Origin of the sequence: Flavobacterium marginilacus (assembly GCF_026870155.1) — a bacterium.
GTDB classification, from domain to species: Bacteria; Bacteroidota; Bacteroidia; order Flavobacteriales; family Flavobacteriaceae; genus Flavobacterium; species Flavobacterium marginilacus.
The window spans coordinates 4,617,747-4,642,133 of record NZ_CP113975.1 but is presented as its reverse complement, the minus strand read 5'-3'; the positions used below and the strand labels follow the sequence as shown (position 1 = coordinate 4,642,133).

The 24,387-nt window shown below is 35.3% G+C and carries 14 protein-coding genes; all 14 read left to right on the top strand.

Annotation, left to right across the window (positions count from 1 at the left end):
* Positions 1-21 precede the first annotated feature (21 nt).
* The 14 genes from OZP07_RS19330 (at position 22) to sov (ending at position 24,335) form a co-directional block, all read left to right on the top strand.
* A complete protein-coding gene (locus tag OZP07_RS19330) occupies positions 22-3,084 on the top strand; it encodes a TAT-variant-translocated molybdopterin oxidoreductase (RefSeq protein ID WP_281636386.1) in 3,063 nt (1,020 codons plus the stop codon).
* A 36-nt stretch (positions 3,085-3,120) separates the two neighbouring features.
* On the top strand, positions 3,121-4,524 hold the full coding sequence (nrfD, locus tag OZP07_RS19325) for an NrfD/PsrC family molybdoenzyme membrane anchor subunit (protein WP_194641909.1): 1,404 nt from the start codon (positions 3,121-3,123) through the stop codon (positions 4,522-4,524).
* A complete protein-coding gene (locus tag OZP07_RS19320) occupies positions 4,517-5,041 on the top strand; it encodes a DUF3341 domain-containing protein (RefSeq protein WP_194641908.1) in 525 nt (174 codons plus the stop codon). The genes nrfD and OZP07_RS19320 overlap by 8 nt, the downstream gene beginning before the upstream one ends.
* A gap of 8 nt (positions 5,042-5,049) precedes the next feature.
* Complete coding sequence (locus OZP07_RS19315) at positions 5,050-5,598, top strand: c-type cytochrome (protein ID WP_194641907.1); 549 nt, start codon at positions 5,050-5,052, stop codon at positions 5,596-5,598.
* A gap of 30 nt (positions 5,599-5,628) precedes the next feature.
* Positions 5,629-6,966 carry a quinol:cytochrome C oxidoreductase gene (locus tag OZP07_RS19310; protein WP_281636385.1) on the top strand — a complete coding sequence of 446 codons (1,338 nt, stop codon included), beginning with the start codon at positions 5,629-5,631 and terminating at the stop codon, positions 6,964-6,966.
* A gap of 19 nt (positions 6,967-6,985) precedes the next feature.
* Positions 6,986-8,143, top strand: a complete 1,158-nt coding sequence (locus OZP07_RS19305; RefSeq protein WP_281636384.1) for a cytochrome c oxidase subunit II — start codon at positions 6,986-6,988, stop codon at positions 8,141-8,143.
* A 31-nt stretch (positions 8,144-8,174) separates the two neighbouring features.
* Positions 8,175-9,971: a cytochrome c oxidase subunit I gene (locus tag OZP07_RS19300; protein ID WP_281636383.1), complete on the top strand. Its 1,797-nt coding sequence runs from the start codon at positions 8,175-8,177 to the stop codon at positions 9,969-9,971.
* A gap of 83 nt (positions 9,972-10,054) precedes the next feature.
* On the top strand, positions 10,055-11,077 hold the full coding sequence (gene ruvB, locus OZP07_RS19295; RefSeq protein WP_281636382.1) for a Holliday junction branch migration DNA helicase RuvB: 1,023 nt from the start codon (positions 10,055-10,057) through the stop codon (positions 11,075-11,077).
* Positions 11,078-11,095: 18 nt separating this feature from the next.
* Complete coding sequence (locus OZP07_RS19290) at positions 11,096-12,436, top strand: cytochrome P450 (RefSeq protein ID WP_281636381.1); 1,341 nt, start codon at positions 11,096-11,098, stop codon at positions 12,434-12,436.
* The gene (gene queG / locus OZP07_RS19285; protein ID WP_281636380.1) at positions 12,433-13,359 is read left to right on the top strand and encodes a tRNA epoxyqueuosine(34) reductase QueG; all 927 of its coding nucleotides are present in this window, start codon (positions 12,433-12,435) and stop codon (positions 13,357-13,359) included. Before OZP07_RS19290 ends, queG begins: the two co-directional genes overlap by 4 nt.
* Before the next feature lie 214 nt (positions 13,360-13,573).
* Positions 13,574-13,999 carry a CBS domain-containing protein gene (locus OZP07_RS19280; RefSeq protein WP_281636379.1) on the top strand — a complete coding sequence of 142 codons (426 nt, stop codon included), beginning with the start codon at positions 13,574-13,576 and terminating at the stop codon, positions 13,997-13,999.
* Positions 14,000-14,147: 148 nt separating this feature from the next.
* On the top strand, positions 14,148-16,430 hold the full coding sequence (locus OZP07_RS19275) for an NADP-dependent malic enzyme (RefSeq protein WP_281636378.1): 2,283 nt from the start codon (positions 14,148-14,150) through the stop codon (positions 16,428-16,430).
* Positions 16,431-16,580: 150 nt separating this feature from the next.
* Positions 16,581-17,162, top strand: coding sequence for a Holliday junction branch migration protein RuvA (ruvA, locus tag OZP07_RS19270; RefSeq protein ID WP_194641900.1), 582 nt, complete (start codon positions 16,581-16,583; stop codon positions 17,160-17,162).
* A gap of 24 nt (positions 17,163-17,186) precedes the next feature.
* Entirely contained in the window at positions 17,187-24,335 is a 7,149-nt protein-coding gene (gene sov / locus OZP07_RS19265) for a T9SS outer membrane translocon Sov/SprA (RefSeq protein ID WP_281636377.1), read from the top strand.
* The last annotated feature ends 52 nt before the right edge of the window (positions 24,336-24,387 follow it).

The window sequence follows — 24,387 nt, the reverse complement described above, 5'->3', positions numbered from 1 at the left end:
AGATTAATATTTATATATAATATGTCATCAAACAAAAAATACTGGAAAAGTGTTGAAGAACTAGACGGAAATAGTTCTATTGTTGAGGCGCTTAGAAATAACGAATTTGTTGAAGAGATTCCTACTGATGAGTTTTTAGGAAATGAGTCGGCTTTGTCTTCTTCTTCAACTACACGTCGTGACTTTTTAAAGTACGTTGGTTTTAGTACAGCGGCGGCTTCTTTAGCTGCTTGTGAAGGTCCTGTGCATTTGTCAATTCCTTATGTGCTGCAGCCAGAACAAATTATTCCTGGAGTAGCAGATTATTATGCAACTTCGGTTTTTGATGGATTTGATTTCGCAAACCTTTTGGTTAAAACTCGTGAAGGGCGTCCAATTAAAATTGATAATAACACTATTGCTGGGGCTAAGTTTGCTGCTAATGCCAGAGTTCATGCTTCTATATTATCATTGTATGATAATATGCGTTTGAAAGAGCCTAAACTTGATGCTAAAAAAGCTTCTTGGTCTGCAGTTGATTCAAAAATAAAATCTAGTATTGTTGATGCTAAAGCAAAAGGAGGGCAAGTCGTATTTTTGACAAATACATTGGCAAGTCCGTCTACTGAAAAGTTGATTGCTGACTTTATCGCTAAGAATCCTAATGCTAAACATGTTATATATGATGCTGTTTCTTCTTCAGAAGCTTTAGATGCTTTTGAGGCTGTTTATGGAGAAAGAGCTTTAGTGGATTATGATTTTTCAAAAGCTTCATTAATCCTTTCCGTTGGTGCAGATTTCCTTGGAGATTGGCAAGGTGGTGGGTATGATTCAGGTTATGCTAAAGGCAGAATTCCATCTGGAGCAGTTGGAAAGAAAATAATATCTAAACACGTACAACTAGAATCTAATATGACGTTGTCTGGTGCAGCTGCTGATAAGCGTATTGCTATGTCTACGGCTAACCAAAAACAAGCATTAGTTCATATTTATAATATTATTACCGGATCATCTGTTGCTGCATCATTAGATGCTGCTTTCAAAGCGGATGTAACTAAAGCGGCTCAGCAATTGAAAGCTGCAGGTTCTAAAGGAGTTTTAGTATCTGGTATTGAAGATAAAAATGCTCAGTTATTAGTTCTTGCCATTAATCAAGTTTTGGCAAGTGAAGCTTTCAACACTTCGGGAACAAGACAAATCCGTAAAGGATCTAACGAAAAAGTCGCTCAATTAGTAAAAGACATGAATGCTGGAAGTGTTCATACTTTAATCATGAGCGGCGTTAATCCAGTTTATACTTTAGCTGACAGTAAATCATTTGCTGAAGGATTGAAAAAAGTAAAAACTTCAGTTGCATTATCTTTAAAAGAAGATGAAACTGCTTCATTGACAACAATTGCTGCTCCAGTGCCTCATTATTTGGAAGCTTGGGGGGATTTAGCATTGACAAAAGGGACTTATAGTTTGACACAGCCAACTATTCGTCCATTATTCGACACAAAACAATTTCAAGATATTTTATTATCTATAAACGGAATTCCTGGAACTTATTATGATTATCTGAAAGCATTTTCAGCTTCAATAATCGCTGGTTCTTCTTGGAATAAAGTTTTGCATGACGGTGTATTTGTAGGTGCTGTTCAAGTTTCTGCCGCAGGTACTGCTGATTACGCTGGTGCTGCAAGTGCTTTAGCGCAGTCAAAAGCTGCTGGTCTTGAATTAGTATTGTATACAAAAACTGGAATGGGAGACGGGCAGCAGGCAAACAACCCTTGGCTGCAAGAGTTTCCAGATCCATTAACAAGAGTTTCTTGGGATAATTATGTTACTGTTTCAAATGCTGATGCTAAGAAATGGGGAATGACAAATGAAATCGTTGCTAACGGTGGATTGAATGGTAGTTATGCTAATTTGATTGTTAATGGCGTAAAACTTGAAAAAGTTCCAGTAATTGTTCAGCCAGGTCAAGCTGTCGGAACTGTTGGTATGGCTTTAGGATATGGCCGTAAAGCTGCTTTGAAAGAAGAGATGCAGGTTGGTATTAATGCTTACGCTGTATATGGAGGATTCAATAATGTGCAGTCTGTTACTATTGAAAAAGCAAATGGAGAACATGAATTTGCTTGCGTTCAAGGTCAGAAAACATTAATGGGAAGAGGTGATATTATTAAAGAAACTACTCTTGAAATATTTAATACTAAAGATGCTGAAGTTTGGAATGAAAAACCAGTTGTATCTTTAGATCACAAAGAAGTTCCAACTACTTCAGTGGATTTGTGGGGTTCATTTGACCGTTCTACTGGACATCATTTTAATCTTTCTATCGATCTGAATGCTTGTACTGGTTGTGGTGCCTGTGTAATTGCTTGTCATGCTGAAAATAACGTACCGGTTGTTGGAAAAGATGAAGTAAGAAGAAGCAGGGATATGCATTGGTTGCGTATCGACAGATACTATTCTTCTGAGAGTACTTTTGAAGGTGATAACGAAAGAAAAGAGAATATTGCTGGATTGTCAAGTTCATTGTCTACTTTCAATGAAATGGAAAAAGCAGGAGATAATCCACAAGTTTCTTTCCAGCCAGTAATGTGTCAGCACTGTAATCACGCTCCTTGTGAAACTGTTTGTCCAGTTGCTGCAACTTCTCACGGCCGTCAAGGTCAAAACCAAATGGCTTATAATAGATGTGTTGGTACTCGTTACTGTGCTAATAACTGTCCTTATAAAGTTCGTCGTTTTAACTGGTTCTTGTATAGCAAAAACAGTGAATTCGATTATCATATGAATGATGATTTAGGACGAATGGTTTTAAATCCTGATGTAAATGTTCGTTCTCGTGGTGTAATGGAAAAATGTTCAATGTGTATTCAAATGACACAAGCAACAATTTTGAAAGCTAAAAATGAAGGAAGAGCAATTAAAGACGGAGAATTCCAAACTGCTTGTTCAAATGCTTGTTCTACTGGAGCAATGATATTTGGAGATGTAAATGATAAAGAGGCTGCTGTCACTAAATTGGCAGAAGATGATAGAAGCTATCATTTATTGGAGCATGTTGGTACTAAGCCAAATGTTGTTTACCACGTTAAAGTTAGAAATACCTAGTACAAAAATTATTAATTAAGAATCAAATAAAGGATTATGTCGTCTCACTACGAAGCAGCCATTAGAAAACCCTTAGTTATAGGTGATAAGTCTTATCACGATATAACTGTTGATGTAGCCGCACCTATTGAAGGTAAAGCAAATAAACAATGGTGGATTGTATTTTCAATCGCATTAATAGCCTTCCTTTGGGGATTAGGCTGCATTATATACACAGTGTCTACAGGTATTGGTACTTGGGGATTAAATAAAACAGTTGGCTGGGCTTGGGATATTACTAACTTCGTTTGGTGGGTTGGTATTGGTCACGCAGGAACACTTATTTCTGCAGTACTTTTGTTATTCCGTCAGCGTTGGAGAATGGCAATTAACCGTTCTGCAGAGGCAATGACCATTTTCTCTGTAATCCAGGCAGGTTTATTTCCAATTATTCACATGGGACGTCCTTGGCTGGCATATTGGGTATTGCCAATTCCAAATCAATTTGGATCTCTTTGGGTGAATTTTAACTCGCCATTGCTTTGGGACGTATTTGCAATCTCTACTTATTTATCTGTTTCGTTAGTTTTCTGGTGGACTGGTTTATTGCCTGATTTCGCAATGCTCCGTGACAGAGCTGTTACACCTTTCAACAAAAGAGTATATTCTATCTTGAGTTTTGGATGGAGCGGTAGAGCAAAAGACTGGCAGCGTTTTGAAGAAGTTTCATTAGTTCTTGCTGGTTTGGCAACTCCTCTTGTACTTTCGGTGCATACTATTGTATCCATGGACTTTGCTACTTCTGTAATTCCAGGATGGCATACTACAATTTTCCCTCCATACTTCGTTGCTGGAGCCGTTTTCTCTGGATTTGCGATGGTAAATACCTTACTTATCATTATGAGAAAAGTTATTAATCTTGAAGCTTATATCACTATTCAGCATATCGAATTAATGAACATTGTAATTATGATTACAGGTTCTATCGTAGGTGTTGCTTATATAACTGAGTTATTCATTGCATGGTACTCTGGTGTAGAGTATGAACAATATGCTTTCTTGAACAGAGCAACAGGACCTTATGCTTGGGCATATTGGGCTATGATGACATGTAACGTGTTCTCTCCACAATTTATGTGGTTTAAAAAATTAAGAACGAGTATTATGTTTTCTTTCATAATCTCAATTGTGGTAAACATTGGTATGTGGTTCGAAAGATTTGTAATTATCGTTACTTCATTACATAGAGATTATTTACCATCTTCATGGACTATGTTCTCTCCAACTTTTGTTGATATTGGTATTTTTATCGGAACAATAGGTTTCTTCTTTGTTTTATTCTTATTGTACGCAAGAACATTCCCTGTTATTGCACAAGCAGAGGTTAAAACTATATTGAAAGCTACAGGAGAAAATTACATTAAAGAAAGAGAAGCTAATAAACATTCACATCATGAGTAATAAAGTTATATACGCCATTTATAATGACGATGATATTTTGATGGATGCAGTAAAAAAGACACGTGCAGCCCACCACCATATCGAAGAAGTATTTACGCCATTTCCTGTTCACGGATTGGACAAAGCAATGGGGCTTGCTCCAACGCGTTTAGCAATTTGCGCTTTTATCTACGGATTGTGTGGTTTGTCTTTTGGAACTTTCTTGATGGACTTTGTTATGATTCAGGACTGGCCTCAAGATATTGGAGGTAAGCCAAGTTTCAGTTATATTGATAATATGCCGGCTTTTGTGCCTATTATGTTTGAAGAGACTGTATTTTTTGCAGCTCACTTAATGGTTATCACTTTTTATATGAGAAGTAGATTATGGCCATTTAAAGAAGCTGAAAATCCTGATGTAAGAACTACTGATGATCACTTCTTGATGGAAGTAGCAGTTAACGGAAATGAAGAAGATCTGGTTTCTTTTTTTGAAGGTACAGGTGCAGTAGAAGTTAAAGTAATTGAAAAGCATTAATTGTAGATATGAAAAGTTTATATAAAATAACACTTGTATTGGGTTTAATGATATTGGTTTCATCTTGTTTTAATAAAGATAAACCGAACTATCAATATTTTCCAAATATGTATGAAGCTGTAAGTGCAGAAACTTATGCACCGGCTCCAGTTGATGTATTTAAAAACGGTAAAGAAGGCCAGCTTCCTGCTGTTGGTTCAATAAACAGAGGTTTTGAACCTTTCGAATATGAAAATACTCCAGAGGGATATGCTTTAGCGAAAGCTAATTTAAAATCTCCTTTAGATTCATTAGCTAGAAATTCTGATAAAGGAAAAGAGCTTTTTGAAATTTACTGCATTAGCTGTCATGGTGCTGCTGGTGACGGTAAAGGAAAGTTGGTAGAAAGAGAAAAATTTCTTGGTGTTCCTAATTACAAAGACAGAGAGATTACTGAAGGAAGTATTTTCTTTGTTGAAACTTATGGTTTAAATGCTATGGGTTCACATGCTAATCAAATGAGTGCTCACGAACGCTGGTTAGTTGCTGACTATGTTCTTAAACTAAAAGCACAATAATAATTGTTGAACAAACTGATCGTAATAGATATGTATACATTTTCAAGTAAATTAAAAACTTTTTCTTTCGTCTTAATGGCCATTGGTCTTTTAGGAATTGGATATGGTTTTTTGAGTGCACCTAAAAATATTCAAGAAGTTGAAGCCCTTCTTGCAGCTGATTCACATGGAGGACATGGTTCTGAAAGTGCTCATGAAGCAGCTTCTTCTGAACATGCGTCTGCTGAGGCAAAACATGATGTTAAAGCTGATTCTGAACATAAAGAACATTTAGAGCATGTATTTCACCAATTAAGCAATAAACCTTGGTCTGCATTATATGTGGCTTGTATTTTCTTTATGTTGCTTTCTTTGGGAACTTTAGCTTTTTACGCTATTCAACAAGTTGCACAAGCTGGATGGTCTCCAGTTTTGTTTAGAGTAATGCAAGGGATAACTGCTTATTTGCCTGTAGGTTCAGTGATATTCTTTATTATACTTGTACTTTGTGGTCTTCACTTTAATCATTTGTTTATTTGGTTAGATCCTGAAGTTGTAAAGCATGATGAATTAATTCAGACTAAATCTGGTTTCTTGAATTTTCCTTTTTGGATTGTTAGAGCTGCAGTATTTTTGACTGGTTGGAACTTATACCGTTATTTTTCTAGAAAAAACTGTTTAGCTCAAGATGAGTCAAATGATAATAGTTTTTATAAAAAGAATTTTAATTATTCAGCTGGATTTTTAGTATTCTTTATTGTTACAGAATCTATTATGTCTTGGGACTGGATTATGTCTATTGATCCGCACTGGTTCAGTACTTTGTTTGGATGGTATGTGTTTGCAAGTTTCTTTGTAAGCGGTATTACTATGATCTGTATGGTAACTCTTTACTTGAAATCTAGAGGATATTTAGAGCATGTAAATACAAGCCATGTTCATGATTTAGCTAAGTTTATGTTTGGAATCAGCGTATTCTGGACTTACTTATGGTTCTCTCAGTTTATGCTGATCTGGTATGCTAATATCCCTGAAGAGATTACTTATTTTATAACAAGAATTCAGGTATATAACCTGCCTTTCTTTGGAGCTGTTGTTATGAATTTCTTGTTTCCGGTTTTAATTTTGATTAATACTGATTTCAAACGAATTACTTGGGTTTTGGTTATGGCTGGAATTGTAATATTGTTAGGTCACTATGTTGACTTCTTTAATATGATTATGCCTGGTACTGTTGGAGGCAGCTGGTTTATTGGTGTGCCAGAAATTGCATCAGTTTTATTCTTTCTTGGATTGTTTATTTTTGTTGTATTCTCGGCATTAACTAAAGCTCCTTTATTAGCAAAAAGAAATCCATTCATAGAAGAGAGTAAACATTTTCATTATTAATATTTAAAGAGATAAACAGATGACAAGTTTGTTGGTAATTATAGTTTTAGTTTTATTGGCTGTTGCTGTTTGGCAATTGACGAAGATATTCGATTTAACGCAAGTTGCTTCGACTTCTGACAATTCGCAAGTTGCAACCGATGATGATAATAATGTACAGGGATATTTGATGTTTGGATTTTTAGCCTTCATCTATATCTTTACAATATATGGAGTTTACACATGGGGTCATTTAGTACTTCATACTCCTGCTTCTGATCATGGTGCATTAATTGACCGCCTAATGAATATTACTTGGGTGTTAATTTTTACTGTTCAGGCAATTACTCAGGTTTTGTTGCATTATTTTGCTTTCAAATACAGAGGCAATAAAGATAAAAGAGCCTTATATTTTGCAGATAACAATAAATTAGAAGCAATTTGGAGTGTTATTCCAGCTGTTGTTTTAGCGGGATTAATCCTTTATGGTTTATATGCTTGGACTAACATTATGTTTGTTGATGAAGATGAAGACACTATTGTTATTGAGTTATATGCACAGCAATTTAAATGGACTGCAAGGTATGCTGGTGCTGATAATGTTTTAGGTAAAGCAAATGTTAGATTAATTGAAGGTGTTAATACTTTAGGTGTTGATTTGTCAGACCCTTATGCTCAGGACGATATTGTAGTTTCTGAACTGCATATTCCCAAAGGTAAAAAGATACATTTCAAAATGAGATCTCAGGATGTATTGCACTCTGCTTACTTCCCATATTTTAGAGCTCAGATGAACTGTGTTCCAGGAATGGTTACAGAATTTGCTTTTACTCCAATTTATACTACAGCTGAATACCAAGCTTTGCCTTATATGGTTGAAAAAGTAGCTAATATTAATGCAATCAGAGCGAAAAAAAGTATTGAATTAGTTGCAAAAGGAGAGCCTGGATTAGATCCATACACTTTTGAATATTTGTTATTATGTAACAAAATTTGCGGAGCTTCTCACTATAATATGCAAATGAAAGTTGTAGTTGATACTCCTGAAGATTATAAAAAATGGTTGAGTGAAAAAACAGCTCTAGTTGCTGAAGTAAAAGCTTCTAAAGCTGAACCAGCTGCACCAGAAGCTTCTTCAGCGAAAGATTCAACTGTTGCAAAAGATACTGCAGCTGTTGCGAAAATAGCAATGAAATAATTATTATTAAGAAAATTTAAAGTATAAATATATGTCAGCAGAAGGTCACGATCACGGACACGATCACGAACACGAACACCACCATAAAGACACTTTCATTACTAAATATATTTTTAGTATTGATCACAAAATGATTGCTAAGCAATATTTGTTAACTGGTATCATAATGGGTGTTATCGGTGTGAGTATGTCTTTGCTTTTTAGAATGCAATTGGCTTGGCCAGAAGAGTCTTTTAAGATTTTTAATGTTTTGTTGGGTGATAAATTTGCGCCAAATGGTGTAATGGCTAATGATATTTATCTGGCCTTGGTTACTATACATGGTACCATTATGGTTTTCTTTGTATTGACCGCAGGTTTGAGCGGAACCTTTAGTAATTTACTTATTCCGCTTCAAATTGGAGCTCGAGATATGGCTTCAGGTTTTATGAATATGATATCGTATTGGTTATTCTTTTTATCAAGTGTAATCATGATCTGTTCTCTTTTTGTTGAAGCTGGACCAGCTTCTGCAGGATGGACAATTTATCCTCCATTGAGTGCCTTGCCTCAAGCGATTCCTGGTTCTGGATTAGGTATGACTTTATGGTTAGTTTCTATGGCAATTTTCATTGCTTCTTCTTTAATGGGATCTTTAAACTATGTTGTTACCGTTATTAATTTAAGAACAAAAGGAATGTCTATGACAAGATTGCCTCTTACTATCTGGGCTTTCTTTGTTACAGCAATTATCGGTATCGTTTCGTTCCCAGTATTATTATCAGCTGCTTTGTTGTTGATTTTTGATAGAAGTTTTGGTACTTCATTCTTCTTGTCTGATATTTATATTGCTGGTGAAGTTTTACATTATCAAGGTGGTTCTCCTGTACTTTTTGAACACTTGTTCTGGTTCTTAGGACACCCTGAGGTATATATTGTAATCTTGCCTGCATTAGGAATCACTTCTGAAATTATTGCTACAAACTCTCGTAAGCCAATCTTTGGTTACAGAGCGATGATTATGTCAATTATTGCAATTGCATTTTTGTCTACAATTGTTTGGGGTCACCACATGTTTATCTCAGGTATGAATCCATTCTTGGGGTCTGTGTTTACATTTACAACATTATTGATTGCAATTCCATCTGCTGTAAAAGCATTTAACTATATTACTACGCTTTGGAAAGGTAATCTTCAGATGAATCCAGCAATGCTGTTTTCAATTGGTTTGGTTTCGACTTTCATCACTGGAGGTTTAACAGGAATCATTCTTGGTGACAGTACTTTGGATATTAACGTTCACGATACTTATTTCGTAGTTGCACACTTTCACTTGGTAATGGGTATTTCTGCTCTTTACGGTATGTTTGCTGGAATTTACCACTGGTATCCAAAAATGTTCGGAAGAATGCTGAACAAGAATTTAGGTTATGTTCACTTCTGGGTAACTGCAGTTTGTGCTTATGGAGTATTTTTTCCAATGCACTTTATCGGATTAGCTGGTTTACCAAGACGTTATTATACAAATACTAACTTCCCATTATTTGATGATCTGCAAAATGTAAACGTATTGATTACAACTTTTGCTTTAATCGGTGGAGCTTTCCAATTGGTATTCTTGTATAACTTCTTCGTTAGTATTTTCTACGGTAAAAAAGCTGTCCAAAATCCATGGAAATCTAATACTTTGGAATGGACTACTCCAGTAGAGCATATCCACGGTAACTGGCCTGGGGAAATTCCTCACGTACACCGTTGGCCTTATGATTACAGTAATCCTGGACATGAAGAGGATTTTGTCCCTCAGACAGTTCCAATGAAAGAGGGAGAAGTAGTTTTACATCACTAGAATTTCACAAAAATTATATAAATGCCTTTCATTATTGAGAGGCATTTTTTTATTGCAATGATTACTTTTTTTATCTTTATCGAATGAATGAGAATTTAGATCCTACGAATAATAATTTCAGTCCAGAAGAACTTGATATTGAAAAAAGATTAAGGCCATTATCCTTTGATGATTTTTCTGGTCAGGATCAGGTATTGGAAAATCTTAAAGTTTTTGTTGCAGCGGCTAATCAAAGGCACGAGGCTCTTGATCATACTCTTTTTCACGGGCCTCCAGGTTTGGGTAAGACAACTTTGGCAAATATTCTGGCAAATGAATTGGAAGTAGGAATTAAAATTACTTCGGGGCCTGTTTTGGATAAACCGGGTGATTTGGCAGGACTGCTGACTAATCTTGAAGAACGTGATGTTTTATTTATAGATGAAATTCACCGTTTGAGTCCAATAGTTGAGGAGTATTTATATTCGGCTATGGAGGATTTTAAGATTGATATTATGATTGAATCGGGGCCAAATGCCAGAACGGTTCAGATTAATTTGAATCCTTTTACACTTATTGGTGCAACAACCCGATCAGGACTTTTGACTGCTCCGATGCGTGCCCGCTTTGGAATTTCTTCCCGGCTGCAATATTACACAACGGAACTTTTGACTACTATTGTCGAACGGAGTGCTATGATTTTTAAAATGCCTATTACCATGGAAGCGGCTATTGAAATTGCGGGAAGAAGCAGGGGAACACCTCGTATCGCCAATGCTTTGTTACGCCGTGTCCGCGATTTTGCTCAGATAAAAGGAAATGGGACTATCGATATTGAAATTGCCCGTTATGCCTTGAAAGCATTGAATGTAGATGCTCACGGTCTTGATGAAATGGATAATAAAATCCTGAATACTATTATCGATAAATTCAAAGGAGGTCCTGTGGGATTAACTACGCTTGCCACTGCCGTATCTGAAAGCAGTGAAACGATCGAAGAAGTTTATGAACCTTTTTTGATTCAAGAAGGGTTTATTATGCGAACTCCTAGAGGAAGAGAAGTTACTGAAAAAGCCTATAAGCATTTGGGTAAAATTAAAACAAATATACAAGGCGGACTTTTTTAAAATTTTGTGCCAATTGCGATGAAGAAGAAATACAATTATCCTGAAAGACTTTCAATAGTTAATTTCTTTTTAGATGCTGAAGGTATTCGTAAAAATCCGATTCCTTTTCATAAAAAATATTTTGACAAATTAGGTGATACTTTTTCTGTTAGAATAGGCAGAACTAAACATCTGGTATTATCAAGAGATAATGAAGTAGCTGCTTACATATTACAGAAAAACCATAAAAGTTATTATAAGTCCAATATTCAGACAGTATATCTGTCAAAATATCTTGGGAAAGGTCTTTTGACTTCGGATGGTGACTTTTGGCTGAAGCAAAGAAGATTAATTCAGCCTGCTTTTCATAAGCAGAAGATGAATGAACTGGTTGTCAATATGGAGCAGATTATAGTCTCTGAATTAAATAATTTGGCTGAAGAAAAACCAGTCGATATATTTCCTGTAATGAGTCAGCTGGCATATACTGTTGTTGCCAAATCATTATTCCATCTTTCTGCTTCAAAAGAAAAATTAAATAGAATAAAATTTATTGTTGATGAAGTTCAAAAGTTCTTAATTAAAGAAGTAAGACTTCCGCATAAAGGATGGTGGTTTTATTTGAGCGGAGAAACAAAAAAGCACTTTCTATTATCATTAGAGAACAATAATATTATTAAAGAAATTATTGAGGAGAGAACAGCTTCAGATGTACAGACTAATGATTTGCTGAATATGCTTCTTGAAACACGATATGAAGATACTGGCGAAGGAATGTCAATTTCTCAATTAATAGACGAAATTAAAATCCTTTTTGTCGCTGGTTACGAAACAACTGCAAATGCCCTGACTTTTACGCTTTATCTTTTAGCAAAACATCCTGATGTGCAGCAAAAAGTTTGGGAAGAGATTATAGAAATTGAATCCTATGAAAGTGACACTGTTACTCAGCTGCAGAGGATGACTTATATTAATGCTGTTCTAAATGAATCCATGCGTCTGTATCCGCCAGCTTGGATTGTGGACAGGCAGAATGTTACTGATGATATTATTGGTTCTTATCATATAAAAAAAGGAACGCTTATTGGTATTTCATTATATGAACTGCACCGGAATCCAAAATATTGGAAGAATCCGGACGAGTTTAATCCCGAGCGTTTTTTAGGTGATGAAAAAAAACATTCCATGCAGTATTTTTATCCTTTTGGGGCTGGGCCTAGGATGTGTATAGGTACCGGTTTTGCCATTTATGAAATGTGTCTTACGCTTTTTAAAATTGTAACAAAATATGAGATAAAACCAGTAAGCGGAGAGGTTCAGTTTAATCCGCTGGTTACTTTGAAACCTGTAGGTGTTGAAGTTTTATTTGCAAAAAGATGACAATCAATTCTAAAGAAATCTATTCTAAATTTATAAAAGCTGAAGCTAAGCGCCTTGGATTTTTGTCTTGCGGCATCTCGAAGGCAGGCTTTCTTGAGCAGGAAGCTCCCCGTTTAGAAAATTGGCTGAATAAAAATTATAATGGACAGATGTCCTATATGGCAAATCACTTTGATAAGCGTTTAGATCCAACTTTATTAGTAGATGATGCCAAAAGCGTGGTTTCCCTATTATTGAACTATTATCCTTCGGAAACCCAAAATACTGATTCCTATAAGATTTCCAAATATGCATATGGTCAGGATTATCATTTTGTCATCAGAGAAAAACTTAATGAATTTTTGTTTTCAATTCAGCAGCATATTGGAGAGGTGGCTGGCCGTGCTTTCGTGGATTCTGCACCGGTATTGGATAAGGCCTGGGCTGCCAAAAGCGGTTTGGGCTGGATTGGCAAGAACAGTAATTTGCTGACTCAAAAAACAGGGTCTTTTTATTTTATCGCCGAACTTATTATTGATCTTGATTTAGAATACGATCATGCCGTTACTGATCATTGTGGTTCGTGTACCGCATGTCTGGATGCATGTCCCACACAGGCAATTGTTGCTCCGTATGTTGTTGACGGCAGTAAGTGTATTTCTTATTTTACAATTGAACTGAAAGATAATATTCCAATGGAAATGAAAGGAAAATTCGATGACTGGGCTTTTGGTTGTGACGTTTGTCAGGACGTCTGTCCCTGGAACCGTTTTTCTAAGCCCCACAATGAGCCTTTGTTAAAAGCCAATCCTGAATTGCTTTCTATGTCCAAAAAAGATTGGATAGAAATTACCGAAGAAACCTTCAAAAAGGTTTTTAAAGATTCCCCTCTTAAAAGATCAAAATTTAAAGGCTTAAAGAGGAATATCCTTTTCCTTGAATAAATTGTGAAACTGGCAGTTTTTACTTTTTAATGACTGGTTTTGAACCTAAAAAAACAAATAGATAATTAACATTTTGCATTCTATGACAGAATTTATTTTCAGTATTTTGTTAGTTCATTTAGATTTCAATTTTGGTTTCAAAGATTAAATTTTGATTTTTTTGGTTTTTGTATATCTTTTTTTTCTAAATTTAACTTTCTAAAATTTATCTATTATGACTGTAAATCAGATACTAAGAAAAAAAGGGTCGGAGGTATATTCTATTGTTTCGGACTTTACCGTATTCGAAGCATTACGGGTTATGGGAGAAAAAAACATAGGAGCGATACTTGTAATTGACAATGGAGTTTTAAAAGGGATTTTATCGGAAAGGGATTATGCGAGAAAAATTGTTTTAAAAGATAAGTCATCTAAAAAAACACCCGTAAGTGAAATCATGGAGAGTGATGTTGTAACCGTTAAGCCTTCAGATAATTTGGAATATTGCATGGGATTAATGAGCGGAAGAAGAATAAGACATCTGCCAGTGATTGAAAATGAAGTGATAATCGGGCTTGTCTCTATTGGAGATGTTGTAAAAGCTATAATTGAAGTTCAAAAAGAAACAATTAAGCATCTGGATTCATATATTTCACAGTAACAGTGAGTCGAAATTTTATTAAATAGCTGCATTTCAATGCGGCTATTTTTTTTAGTTATAAATTACATCAAAATAGTAAAAGATTGTGATAAAAGCTTCAGTTTTAAAGCTGGTGGCTTATCTTTGTTACTAGTAAAAAAAATAAAAAATGGACAATAATAGTAAAAGAACCGAAGCGTTATTGTATCACGCTAAACCGACTCCAGGGAAAATACAAGTAGTTCCAACCAAAAAATATGCAACACAAAGAGATTTGTCTTTGGCTTATTCTCCAGGAGTTGCAGAACCTTGTTTAGAAATTGCTAAAGACATAAATAATGTTTATAAATATACGGCAAAAGGAAATCTGGTAGCTGTAATCTCAAATGGAACAGCTGTTTTGGGGCTTGGTGATATTGGACCAGAAGCTTCAAAGCCCGTAATGGAAGGAAAAGGTCTTTTGTTCAAAATATTTTCGGATATAGATGTATTTGATATTGAGATTGGGACTAAGGATGTTGAAGAATTTATACAGACTGTAAAAAATATAGCACCAACATTTGGAGGAATAAATCTAGAAGATATTAAAGCACCAGAATCTTTTGAAATTGAGCGCAGATTAGTGGAAGAACTCAATATTCCTGTGATGCATGATGATCAGCATGGAACGGCTATTATATCTTCGGCAGCTTTGATTAACGCATTAGAATTGGCTGATAAAAAAGCTGAAGATGTAAAAATGGTTGTTTCCGGAGCAGGATCTGCAGCTATTGCATGTGCCGATTTGTATGTTTTATTGGGAGTGAAAAAAGAGAACATTTTAATGTACAACAGCAAAGGTCTTTTGACAAAAGATAACCCTAATCTGTCTGAATTGCAGCTTAAATATGCAATTGATGGTGCTTCTATTAGTCTTGAAGAAGCAGTAAAAGGATCGGATATTTTCTTAGGACTCTCAACAGCTAATGTAATGTCAGCTGAAATGTTATTGTCAATGGCAGCGAACCCAATCGTTTTTGCAATGGCAAATCCAAATCCTGAAATTGCCTATGATCTTGCTGTTGCTACACGTAAAGATGTAATTATGGCAACAGGACGTTCGGATCATCCTAATCAGGTTAATAATGTACTCGGGTTTCCATATATTTTCAGAGGAGCACTTGATGTTCGTGCTACAAAGATAAATGAGGCTATGAAAATGGCAGCTGTAAAATCTCTTGCAGCACTTGCTAAAGAGAATGTGCCTGAACAGGTAAATATAGCTTATGGTGCTACAAAACTGGTTTTTGGAAGGGAATATATTATCCCGAAGCCTTTTGATCCAAGATTAATATCTGAGGTTGCTCCTGCGGTTGCAAAGGCTGCTATGGAATCTGGGGTTGCATTGAATCCAATTACAGATTGGGATAAGTATAAAGAAGAATTATTGGAACGTCTTGGTAATGACAATAAAATGATTCGCCTGATTACCAATAGAGCAAAAACAGATCCTAAACGAATTGTCTTTGCCGAAGCTGAACAATTAGATGTTTTAAAAGCGGCTCAGATTGTTTATGAAGAAGGTATTGGTTTTCCTATTTTATTAGGGAATAAAGAAATTATTTCTGAGTTAAAAGGCGAACTGGGTTTTGATGCTGATCTTCAGATTATTGACCCCAAACTTAATGAGGAGGAAGAAAGAAGAACTAGATATGCAACTGTACTATGGGAATCTAGAAAAAGGAATGGAATCTCGTTTTATGATGCTGAAAAGTTCATGAGAGAACGCAATTATTTTGCGGCCATGATGGTAAACACTGGTGAAGCAGATGCAATGGTTTCCGGGCATTCCAGAAGTTATCCCTCTGTTGTTAAGCCGCTGCTGCAGATTATAGGGAAGGCACCTAATGTTTCGTTAGTAGCGACAACTAATATTATGATGACAGCCAGAGGACCAATGTTTTTATCAGATACTGCAATAAACGTGAATCCAACGGCAGAAGAATTAGCAAAAATTGCTGTCATGACTGCTAACACTGCAAAAATGTTTGGTGTCGAGCCTGTCATAGCAATGGTGTCGTATTCAAATTTTGGTTCTTCAGGAAATCCAAGTGCTTCAAAAGTAAAAGAAGCTGTAGCCTACCTGCATGAGCACCATCCTGAAATTATTGTAGATGGTGAGGTTCAGGCTGATTTTGCCTTAAACCCGGATATGTTATCGGCTAAATTTCCTTTTTCAAAATTGGCAGGCAAAAAAGTAAATACTTTGGTTTTTCCAAATCTTGAGTCAGCTAATATTACATATAAGTTAATGAAGGAACTGAATAAAGCGGGATCAATCGGGCCGATTATGATGGGAATGAAACATCCAGTCCATGTTTTCCAGTTAGGAGCAAGAGTAGAAGAAATGGTAAATATGGCTGCAATAGCAGTAATTGATGCTCAAGAAAAAAGTGCAAGATTGAAAGGATAATAATAGCAAAATACTTACGATTAAAATTTGAGGTTTTAAGAAAGAAATGCCATCAGTTAGTTTACATCCAGAAATGAGTAATCTAATATCAGCAGTGCATTTATCTTTTAATCTCAAATTTTTATTATATTTGAATAGATAATTTATTTTATGATAGCACATTTGCAAGGAAAATTAGTAGAGAAAAACCCTACCGAAGTGGTAATTGAATGTGGCGGAGTTGGTTATCATGTAAATATATCCCTTCATACATATGCTTTACTGCCTAACACAGATTTTATTAAGCTGTTTACTTATCTGCAGATAAAGGAAGATGCACACACTTTGTTTGGTTTTGTTGAGAAGTCTGAAAGAGAAATTTTTAAAATGCTGATATCAGTTTCTGGAATTGGTGCAGGTATAGCACGAACAATGCTTTCGTCTCTGGAACCCAAGCAGATTATTAATGCAATTGCTTCTGGTGATGTTGCAGCAATTCAGAGAATAAAAGGGATTGGAGCCAAAACTGCCCAAAGAGCCATACTCGATTTAAAAGAAAAAGTGTTAAAATTGTATGATTTGGACGAAGTTTCAATGATGCAGAGCAATACTAACAAAGATGAAGCGTTATCTGCTCTAGAAGTTCTTGGTTTTGTTAGGAAAACTTCTGAAAAAGTTATTGAAAAAATCATTAAAGAAGATCCAGAGGCTACTGTGGAAACAATAATTAAAAAAGCTTTAAAAAATTTATAAGGTCATTTACCAAGCCTAATTGATATGCATAAAATATACATTTTTTTGCTGGTATTTTTTTGTGGCTTCGTGTCTCAGGCTCAAGTGCAGGATGCTGTTCAGGATACTATAAAAAAAGGATATGATGTTGGAGAGCTTCAATTAGCAAATCCTAAAAGCATATTGTCTGCCTATACCTATGATCCAGTTACTAATACTTATGTTTATACCAGTTCGGTAGATGATTTCAACATCAATTATCCTATTGTTTTAACTCCAGCAGAATATGAAAAACTGATGTTAAAAGAATCCATGAATCAGTATTTTGGAAAAAAACTGGATGCTATTGATGGAAATAAAAAAGGGAGCGATGCGGCAAAAAAAGATTTATTGCCTCGTTATTACATAAAATCAGGACTTTTTGAATCTATTTTTGGGAGTAATACTATCGACGTAAAACCTACCGGATCGATTGAAGTAGATTTAGGATTATTGTATACTAAACAAGATAATCCAGCATTCTCACCCAGAAACCGCACAAATACTTCATTCGATTTTAATCAGCGGATAAGTATGAGTCTGTTGGGTAAAGTTGGTACAAGACTTAATGTGAATGCTAATTTTGATACCCAATCCACATTTGCTTTTCAAAATTTATTAAAACTGGAATACACTCCGGCAGATGATGATATTGTCCGAAAAATTGAGGTTGGAAATGTCAGCATGCCTTTAAACAGTACTTTGATTCAGGGAGCTCAAAGTTTATTTGGGGTAAAAACCGAACTGCAGTTTGGTAAAACTACAGTTACAGGGGTTTTCTCTGAACAAAAATCGCAGGCCAAAAGAGTAACGGCCCAAGGCGGCGGAACCATTCAGGAATTTGAAATGTATGGTTTGGATTATGATAATGACAGACATTTTTTTCTGTCTCAGTACTTTAGAGAAAAATATGATGCTTCGTTAAAAAATTATCCTTTTGTTGATTCCAGAGTTCAAATTACGAGACTGGAAGTTTGGGTTACCAATAAACAGAATAGGGTAAATGCTACAAGCAATAATTTACGAAACATTATTGCACTGCAGGATTTGGGAGAAGCGCAGTTAACTGGTCTGCCTGACAGTAAAGTTGTAGTGCTAAATCCCTCTGCCGGAATGTTCGTAAAACCAATAGATTCTCCTTCTGATAATACCAATAACTTATATAATCCAGCTTTAATCAATAATAATACGGGCTATTTAAATAGTAATATCCGTGAAATTGTTACCGCAAGTTCTGGATTTTCGCCTTCAATTGATGTTAGTGAAGGGCAGGATTATTCTAAATTAGAAAATGCAAGAAAGCTGCTGCCTAATGAATATACTTTTAATGCACAATTGGGTTATCTCTCTTTGCAGCAAAGATTAGGTAATGACGAAATTTTGGCTGTTGCTTATCAGTATTCGATTGGTGATAAGGTATACCAAGTAGGAGAATTTGGAAATGATGGTGTTGAGGCTACTGTTGTTGGAGGGAATCAGTCTTCCAATCAGACAGTTATTTCTCAGACCTTAATTTTGAAAATGCTAAAAAGCAGTCTGACGAATGTTGAGAATCCTGTTTGGAATTTGATGATGAAAAATATTTATCAGATTCAGGGAGCCTATCAGCTCATTCAGGAGGATTTTAGACTTAATATATTATATAAAAATCCATCAGCATTAAATTACATAACACCTGTTGCAGGAACTCCTTTTCCGTCAAATCCAACTCCAGAAAATACAGTCGAAAATACTACTTTGCTAAAAGTACTTAATTTAGATAAACTGAATTACAATAATGATCCGCAAGCTGGAGGAGATGGTTTTTTTGATTTTATTCCAGGTATGACTGTCGATTCTCAAAACGGCAGGCTGATTTTTACTACTAAAGAGCCTTTTGGTCAATTATTGTTTTCTAAATTGAAAACTGAAGGCTCGAATGAGAATTATAATGATGTGACAACATATAATGATAATCAGAAGAAATATGTAAATCCTTATATGTACAGCGTTACGCAGGCTAAGGCAATTCAGTACCCGGAACTGAATAAATTTCTTTTGCGCGGAAAGTATAAATCTGTCGGGGGTGATGGAATTCCGATCGGTGCTTTCAACGTTCCTCTAGGTTCTGTTAAAGTTACAGCAGCGGGCAGGGTTTTGGTGGAAGGAGTAGATTATAGCGTTAATTATCAGTTAGGGAAAGTTCAGATTCTTGATCCTTCGCTGCAGGCTTCTAATACGCCAATAGAAATTTCATTAGAAAATAATTCAATATTTGGCCAGCAGACCAGAAGATTTTTTGGTGTGAATGTCGACCATCTAATTTCTGAAAACTTTATGGTTGGCGCCACTTTTTTGAATCTGAAAGAAAAACCATTTACCCAAAAATCCAGTTACGGACAAGAATCTGTTGATAATAGTATATTTGGACTGCATGGAAATTATTCTTCTCAGGTTCCATTTTTTACCCGTCTGGTTAATAAGCTTCCTAATATAGATACAGATGCTCCTTCATCTGTTACAGTAAGCGGTGAGTTTGCTTATTTGATGCCGAATGCATCTAAAGGGGATAAGTTTGAAGGGGAATCTACCATATATGTTGATGATTTTGAAAGTTCTCAGTCATCAATAGATCTGCGTTCTCCATATGCTTGGACTTTATCTTCTACACCTGCAAATAGCAGTAGAAGTGCTTATAACTTTAATGGAAACTCAGAAGGATTAGACTATGGCTTCAAAAGAGGAAAACTTTCATGGTATTCAATTGATCCTGTTTTTTACACTTCAAAACCGTCAGGAATAACCAATGATGATTTGTCTACCAATGCAACAAGGAGAGTTTATAGTGAAGAGTTATACCCATTAACAGATATTGTTCAGGGGCAGTCACTTGTTGTGAGTACTTTGGATTTGAGTTTTTATCCAAAAGAACGGGGGCCTTACAATAATAATTTAAATGTTTCAGATACACCCAGCGAAAATTACGGAGGGATTATAAGATCTTTAAGTTCTACAAATTTTGAGCAAAGCAACGTAGAGTATATCCAGTTTTGGGTTATGGATCCTTATGTAGGAGCGGGGAAAACATCAAATACAAACTCAGGTAAAATTTATTTTAATTTAGGCGAAATTTCCGAAGATGTTTTGAAAGATGGCCGAAAAGTCTATGAAAATGGTCTTGGACCCGATCAGGTTTTAGTAAATCCTCCGCCAGTTTGGGGTAATGCACCAGCGTCGCAATCATTGATTTATGCTTTTGATAATAATGAAAATAACCGTATCAATCAGGATATTGGTTTTGATGGACTTGCGTCAAAAGATGAAGCAAAAGTATATAACAATTATGCCTCTGATCCCGACCCGGCGGCAGATGATTACACATATTATCTCAATACTACAGGCAGTGTGCTTGATCGGTATAAAAATTATAATGGGGTCGAAAATAATTCAACGGTTAATATTAATTCCCCTAACAGAGGTTCTACAACAATTCCAGATGTTGAAGATGTGAATAGAGATAATACGATGAATACTATTAATGCGTATTATGAATACAGCATTGATATGAAACCGGATATGAAAGTGGGGCAGAATTATATTTCGGATGAACGAAATACGGTTGTAACCTTGCCAAATGGTACTACTACAGATGCAAGATGGATTCAGTTTAAAATCCCTATTTCCCAGCCACAGGATACTATTGGGAAAATTTCAGATTTTAGGTCAATTCGTTTCATGAGAATGTTCATGACCAATTTTACAGATCAGGTTACTTTGCGTTTCGGGGCTTTAGATTTAATGCGAGGAGAATGGAGACGTTATGCAAATTCATTGGATTTTAATGATATAAATGTTAATGACGATGCAACTATTTTTGAAACAGCATCTGTTAATATTGAAGAGAACTCCAATAAATGTCCTATCAATTATGTAAGCCCGCCTAGTGTTAAAAGGGAAAAGCTGTATAATAATAACACGGTTATCAATCAGGATGAACAGTCTTTGTCAATGCGGATTTCTGGAGGAGGTTTAGAGCCTTTGGACGGGCGCGGAGCTTTCAAGAGTTTCAATATTGATATGCGTCAGTATAATAAACTCAAAATGTTTCTGCATGCAGAATCTTTACCATTTGAAACTGAGTTAAAAGACAATCAGATGGTTGCTTTCCTCCGTATTGGTGCTGATTATTCTAATGATTTTTATCAAATAGAAATTCCGCTAAAAGTAACTGTCGCTTCTTCTTCAGCCGATAAAAACTGTCCGCCGACTAGTGCAGATTTAGTTTGGCCAACAGATAATGAGATCGATTTATCTTTAAAATTATTGACGGATTTAAAATTGAAGTCCTTAAAAATTGACAAAACGACTCTGCCTGCAGATGGAATTTATTATTCGGATGATGACCCAAATGTAGAAGGGGGAGATGGAGATGCTAAACTGCGTTTGGGGATAAAAGGAAATCCAAATTTAGGTCTGATTCGAAATATTATGCTTGGAGTTAAAAGTAATGAACCCCATCAGGATATTAAAGGAGAAGTTTGGTTTAATGAACTTCGTTTAGCCGATATGGATAATAAAGGCGGGATAGCTGCTTTGTTAAATGTCGATACAAATTTTGCAGATTTAGCAACAGTTTCATTCACAGGTAATATGAAAAATTTTGGTTTTGGAACAATTGAGCAGGGACCAAATGAAAGAAGCAGAGAGGATATTCAGCAGTATAATGTAGTAACAAATATTAATTTGGGAAGATTTCTGCCTAAAAAATGGGGCGTTAATCTGCCTTTTAATTATTCGGTAGGAGAACAAATTATTACGCCGGAATATGATCCGTTTTATGAAGATATTAAATTAAAGCAAGTTTTGGATGATGCCGATACTGAAGCTGAAAGAAAAGCCAAACGGACTCAGGCAATAGATTACACCAAACGTAAAAGTATCAACTTAATTGGCGTGAGAAAAGATCGAAGCGCAGAGAAAAAACCAATGCCTTATGATGTGGAGAATTTTACTTTTTCACAATATTATAATGAAGTAGAGCGTCATGATTTTGAAATAGAAAAAAATGTCGATCAGCAATCGCGAACAACATTGGATTATGCTTTTGCATTTCAGCCAAAACCGGTAGAGCCTTTTCAAAAAACAAAGTTTATGAAAAAAAGCACCTATTGGAAGTTTTTGAGCGATCTTAATTTTAATTATCTGCCTTCCAGCGTTACTTTCAGTACCAATGTGATTAGACAGAGTAATGAACAGCAGTTTAGACAGGTTGAAGATATTGGTATTGGTTTTGAGCCATTGTTCAGAAGGAATTTCGGATTTAACTATCAATATGGATTTAACTTTAATCTGACCAAATCTTTAAAAATAAATTATACGGCAGCTTCCAGGAATTTAGTCAAAAATTATCTGGACGAATTTAATGAACCCATTGATAATGTAACTATCTGGGATGGTTATCTAGACACGGGAACTGCTAATTTTCATATGCAGCAGTTTATTTTGAACTATGAAATCCCGCTGAATAAAATTCCTGTTTTAGGATTTATCAAAGCGAATTATTCTTACACTGGAGATTACAGCTGGCAAAAATCTTCTGAAGCTTTAAATAATGTGTCTATTGGGGATGTATCTTATGATTTAGGGAATACGGTGCAAAATGCTAAATCGAGCACTCTTAATACAACTTTCAATATGGAAACTCTTTATAAATATATAGGGATTTCTAAAAGTGCTCCTAAAAGCCCCCCAAAAACTTTGGCGCCGCCAAAACCAGGTGAAAAAATTGTCAAATCTGATCCTATAAAACAGATTAATCATAATCAGTTTATTGACGGTTTGAAGGGTGTGCTCACGAGTGTAAAAAATATTCAGTTGACTTTTACAGAAAATCAAGGAACAGTTTTGCCAGGATATACGCCAAGTGTTGGTTTTTTTGGCTCTTCCAAACCGACTTTAGGTTTTGTTTTCGGAAGCCAGAGCGATGTGCGTTTTGAGGCTGCCAAAAAGGGCTGGTTAACCACATATGAGGAATTTAATCAAAATTATACAACCGTAAATAACCAGACATTTAAAGGATCGGCTAATTTGGAAATAATCCCTGATCTTAAAATTGATTTACTGGCAGATCGTTCTTATTCCGAAAATTTTTCTGAACAGTATGATGTGTCAGATGGTGTGTATAATTCTAGGTCTCCTTATAATTATGGATTGTTTTCCATTTCAACGGTTTTAATCGGTACTTCTTTTTCAACCAGTAATGAAGTTCGTTCTACAGCTTTTGATCAGTTTAGAAATAATAGGCTTACTGTGGCTAACAGGCTTGCTGTGGAAAGAGGAATAGATATTACAAATCCTGCTAATCTTGATTCGAAAGGATTTCCGCTTGGTTTTTCAAGCTCGAGCCAGGCTGTTTTACTGCCTTCATTTTTGGCTGCTTATTCAGGAAGAAGTGCTGATAATGTTTCTTTTGATATTTTTAGAAGTTTTCCAATACCCAATTGGGCAATTACATACAATGGATTGATGCGGTATGAGTTTTTCAAAAAAACTTTTAAACGTTTTTCTTTGAAGCAAAATTATAGAGCATCCTATACTGTTAACTCATTTAGATCTAATTATAAATATATCGAAAATCCAAATGGTTTAGATGATAGTAACAATTATTACAGCCCGACTATTATGTCGAATGTTACTTTGGTAGAACAGTTTAATCCATTAGTACGTATTGATTTTGAATTAAAAAATTCGTTTAAATTTCTGACTCAGATAAATAGGGACAGAGCTTTGTCTATGAGTTTCGATAATAATTTATTGACGGAAGTGCATGGAGTTGAATATGTTGTTGGGTTGGGATACAGAATTAAAGATGTAATTTTTTCTTCTAAATTGGCCGATAATCCAACAGGTATTATAAAAAGCGATATTAATATTAAGGCCGATTTGACTTATAGAGACAGCCAGACTATTGTACGTTATTTAGATTACGATAATAATCAGTTAGGAGGCGGACAAAATATATGGACATTGAATACTACGGCAGATTATTCTTTGAGTAAAAACCTAACGATAATCTTTTATTACAATCATTCGTTTTCTAAGCCAGTTATTTCGACTTCATTTCCTTTAACCAATATTAGTTCAGGATTTACATTCCGCTATAATTTTGGAAATTAATTTTTAAAAATCTAAACCATATTTGTACATAAGATTGTTACATTTGTGCAAA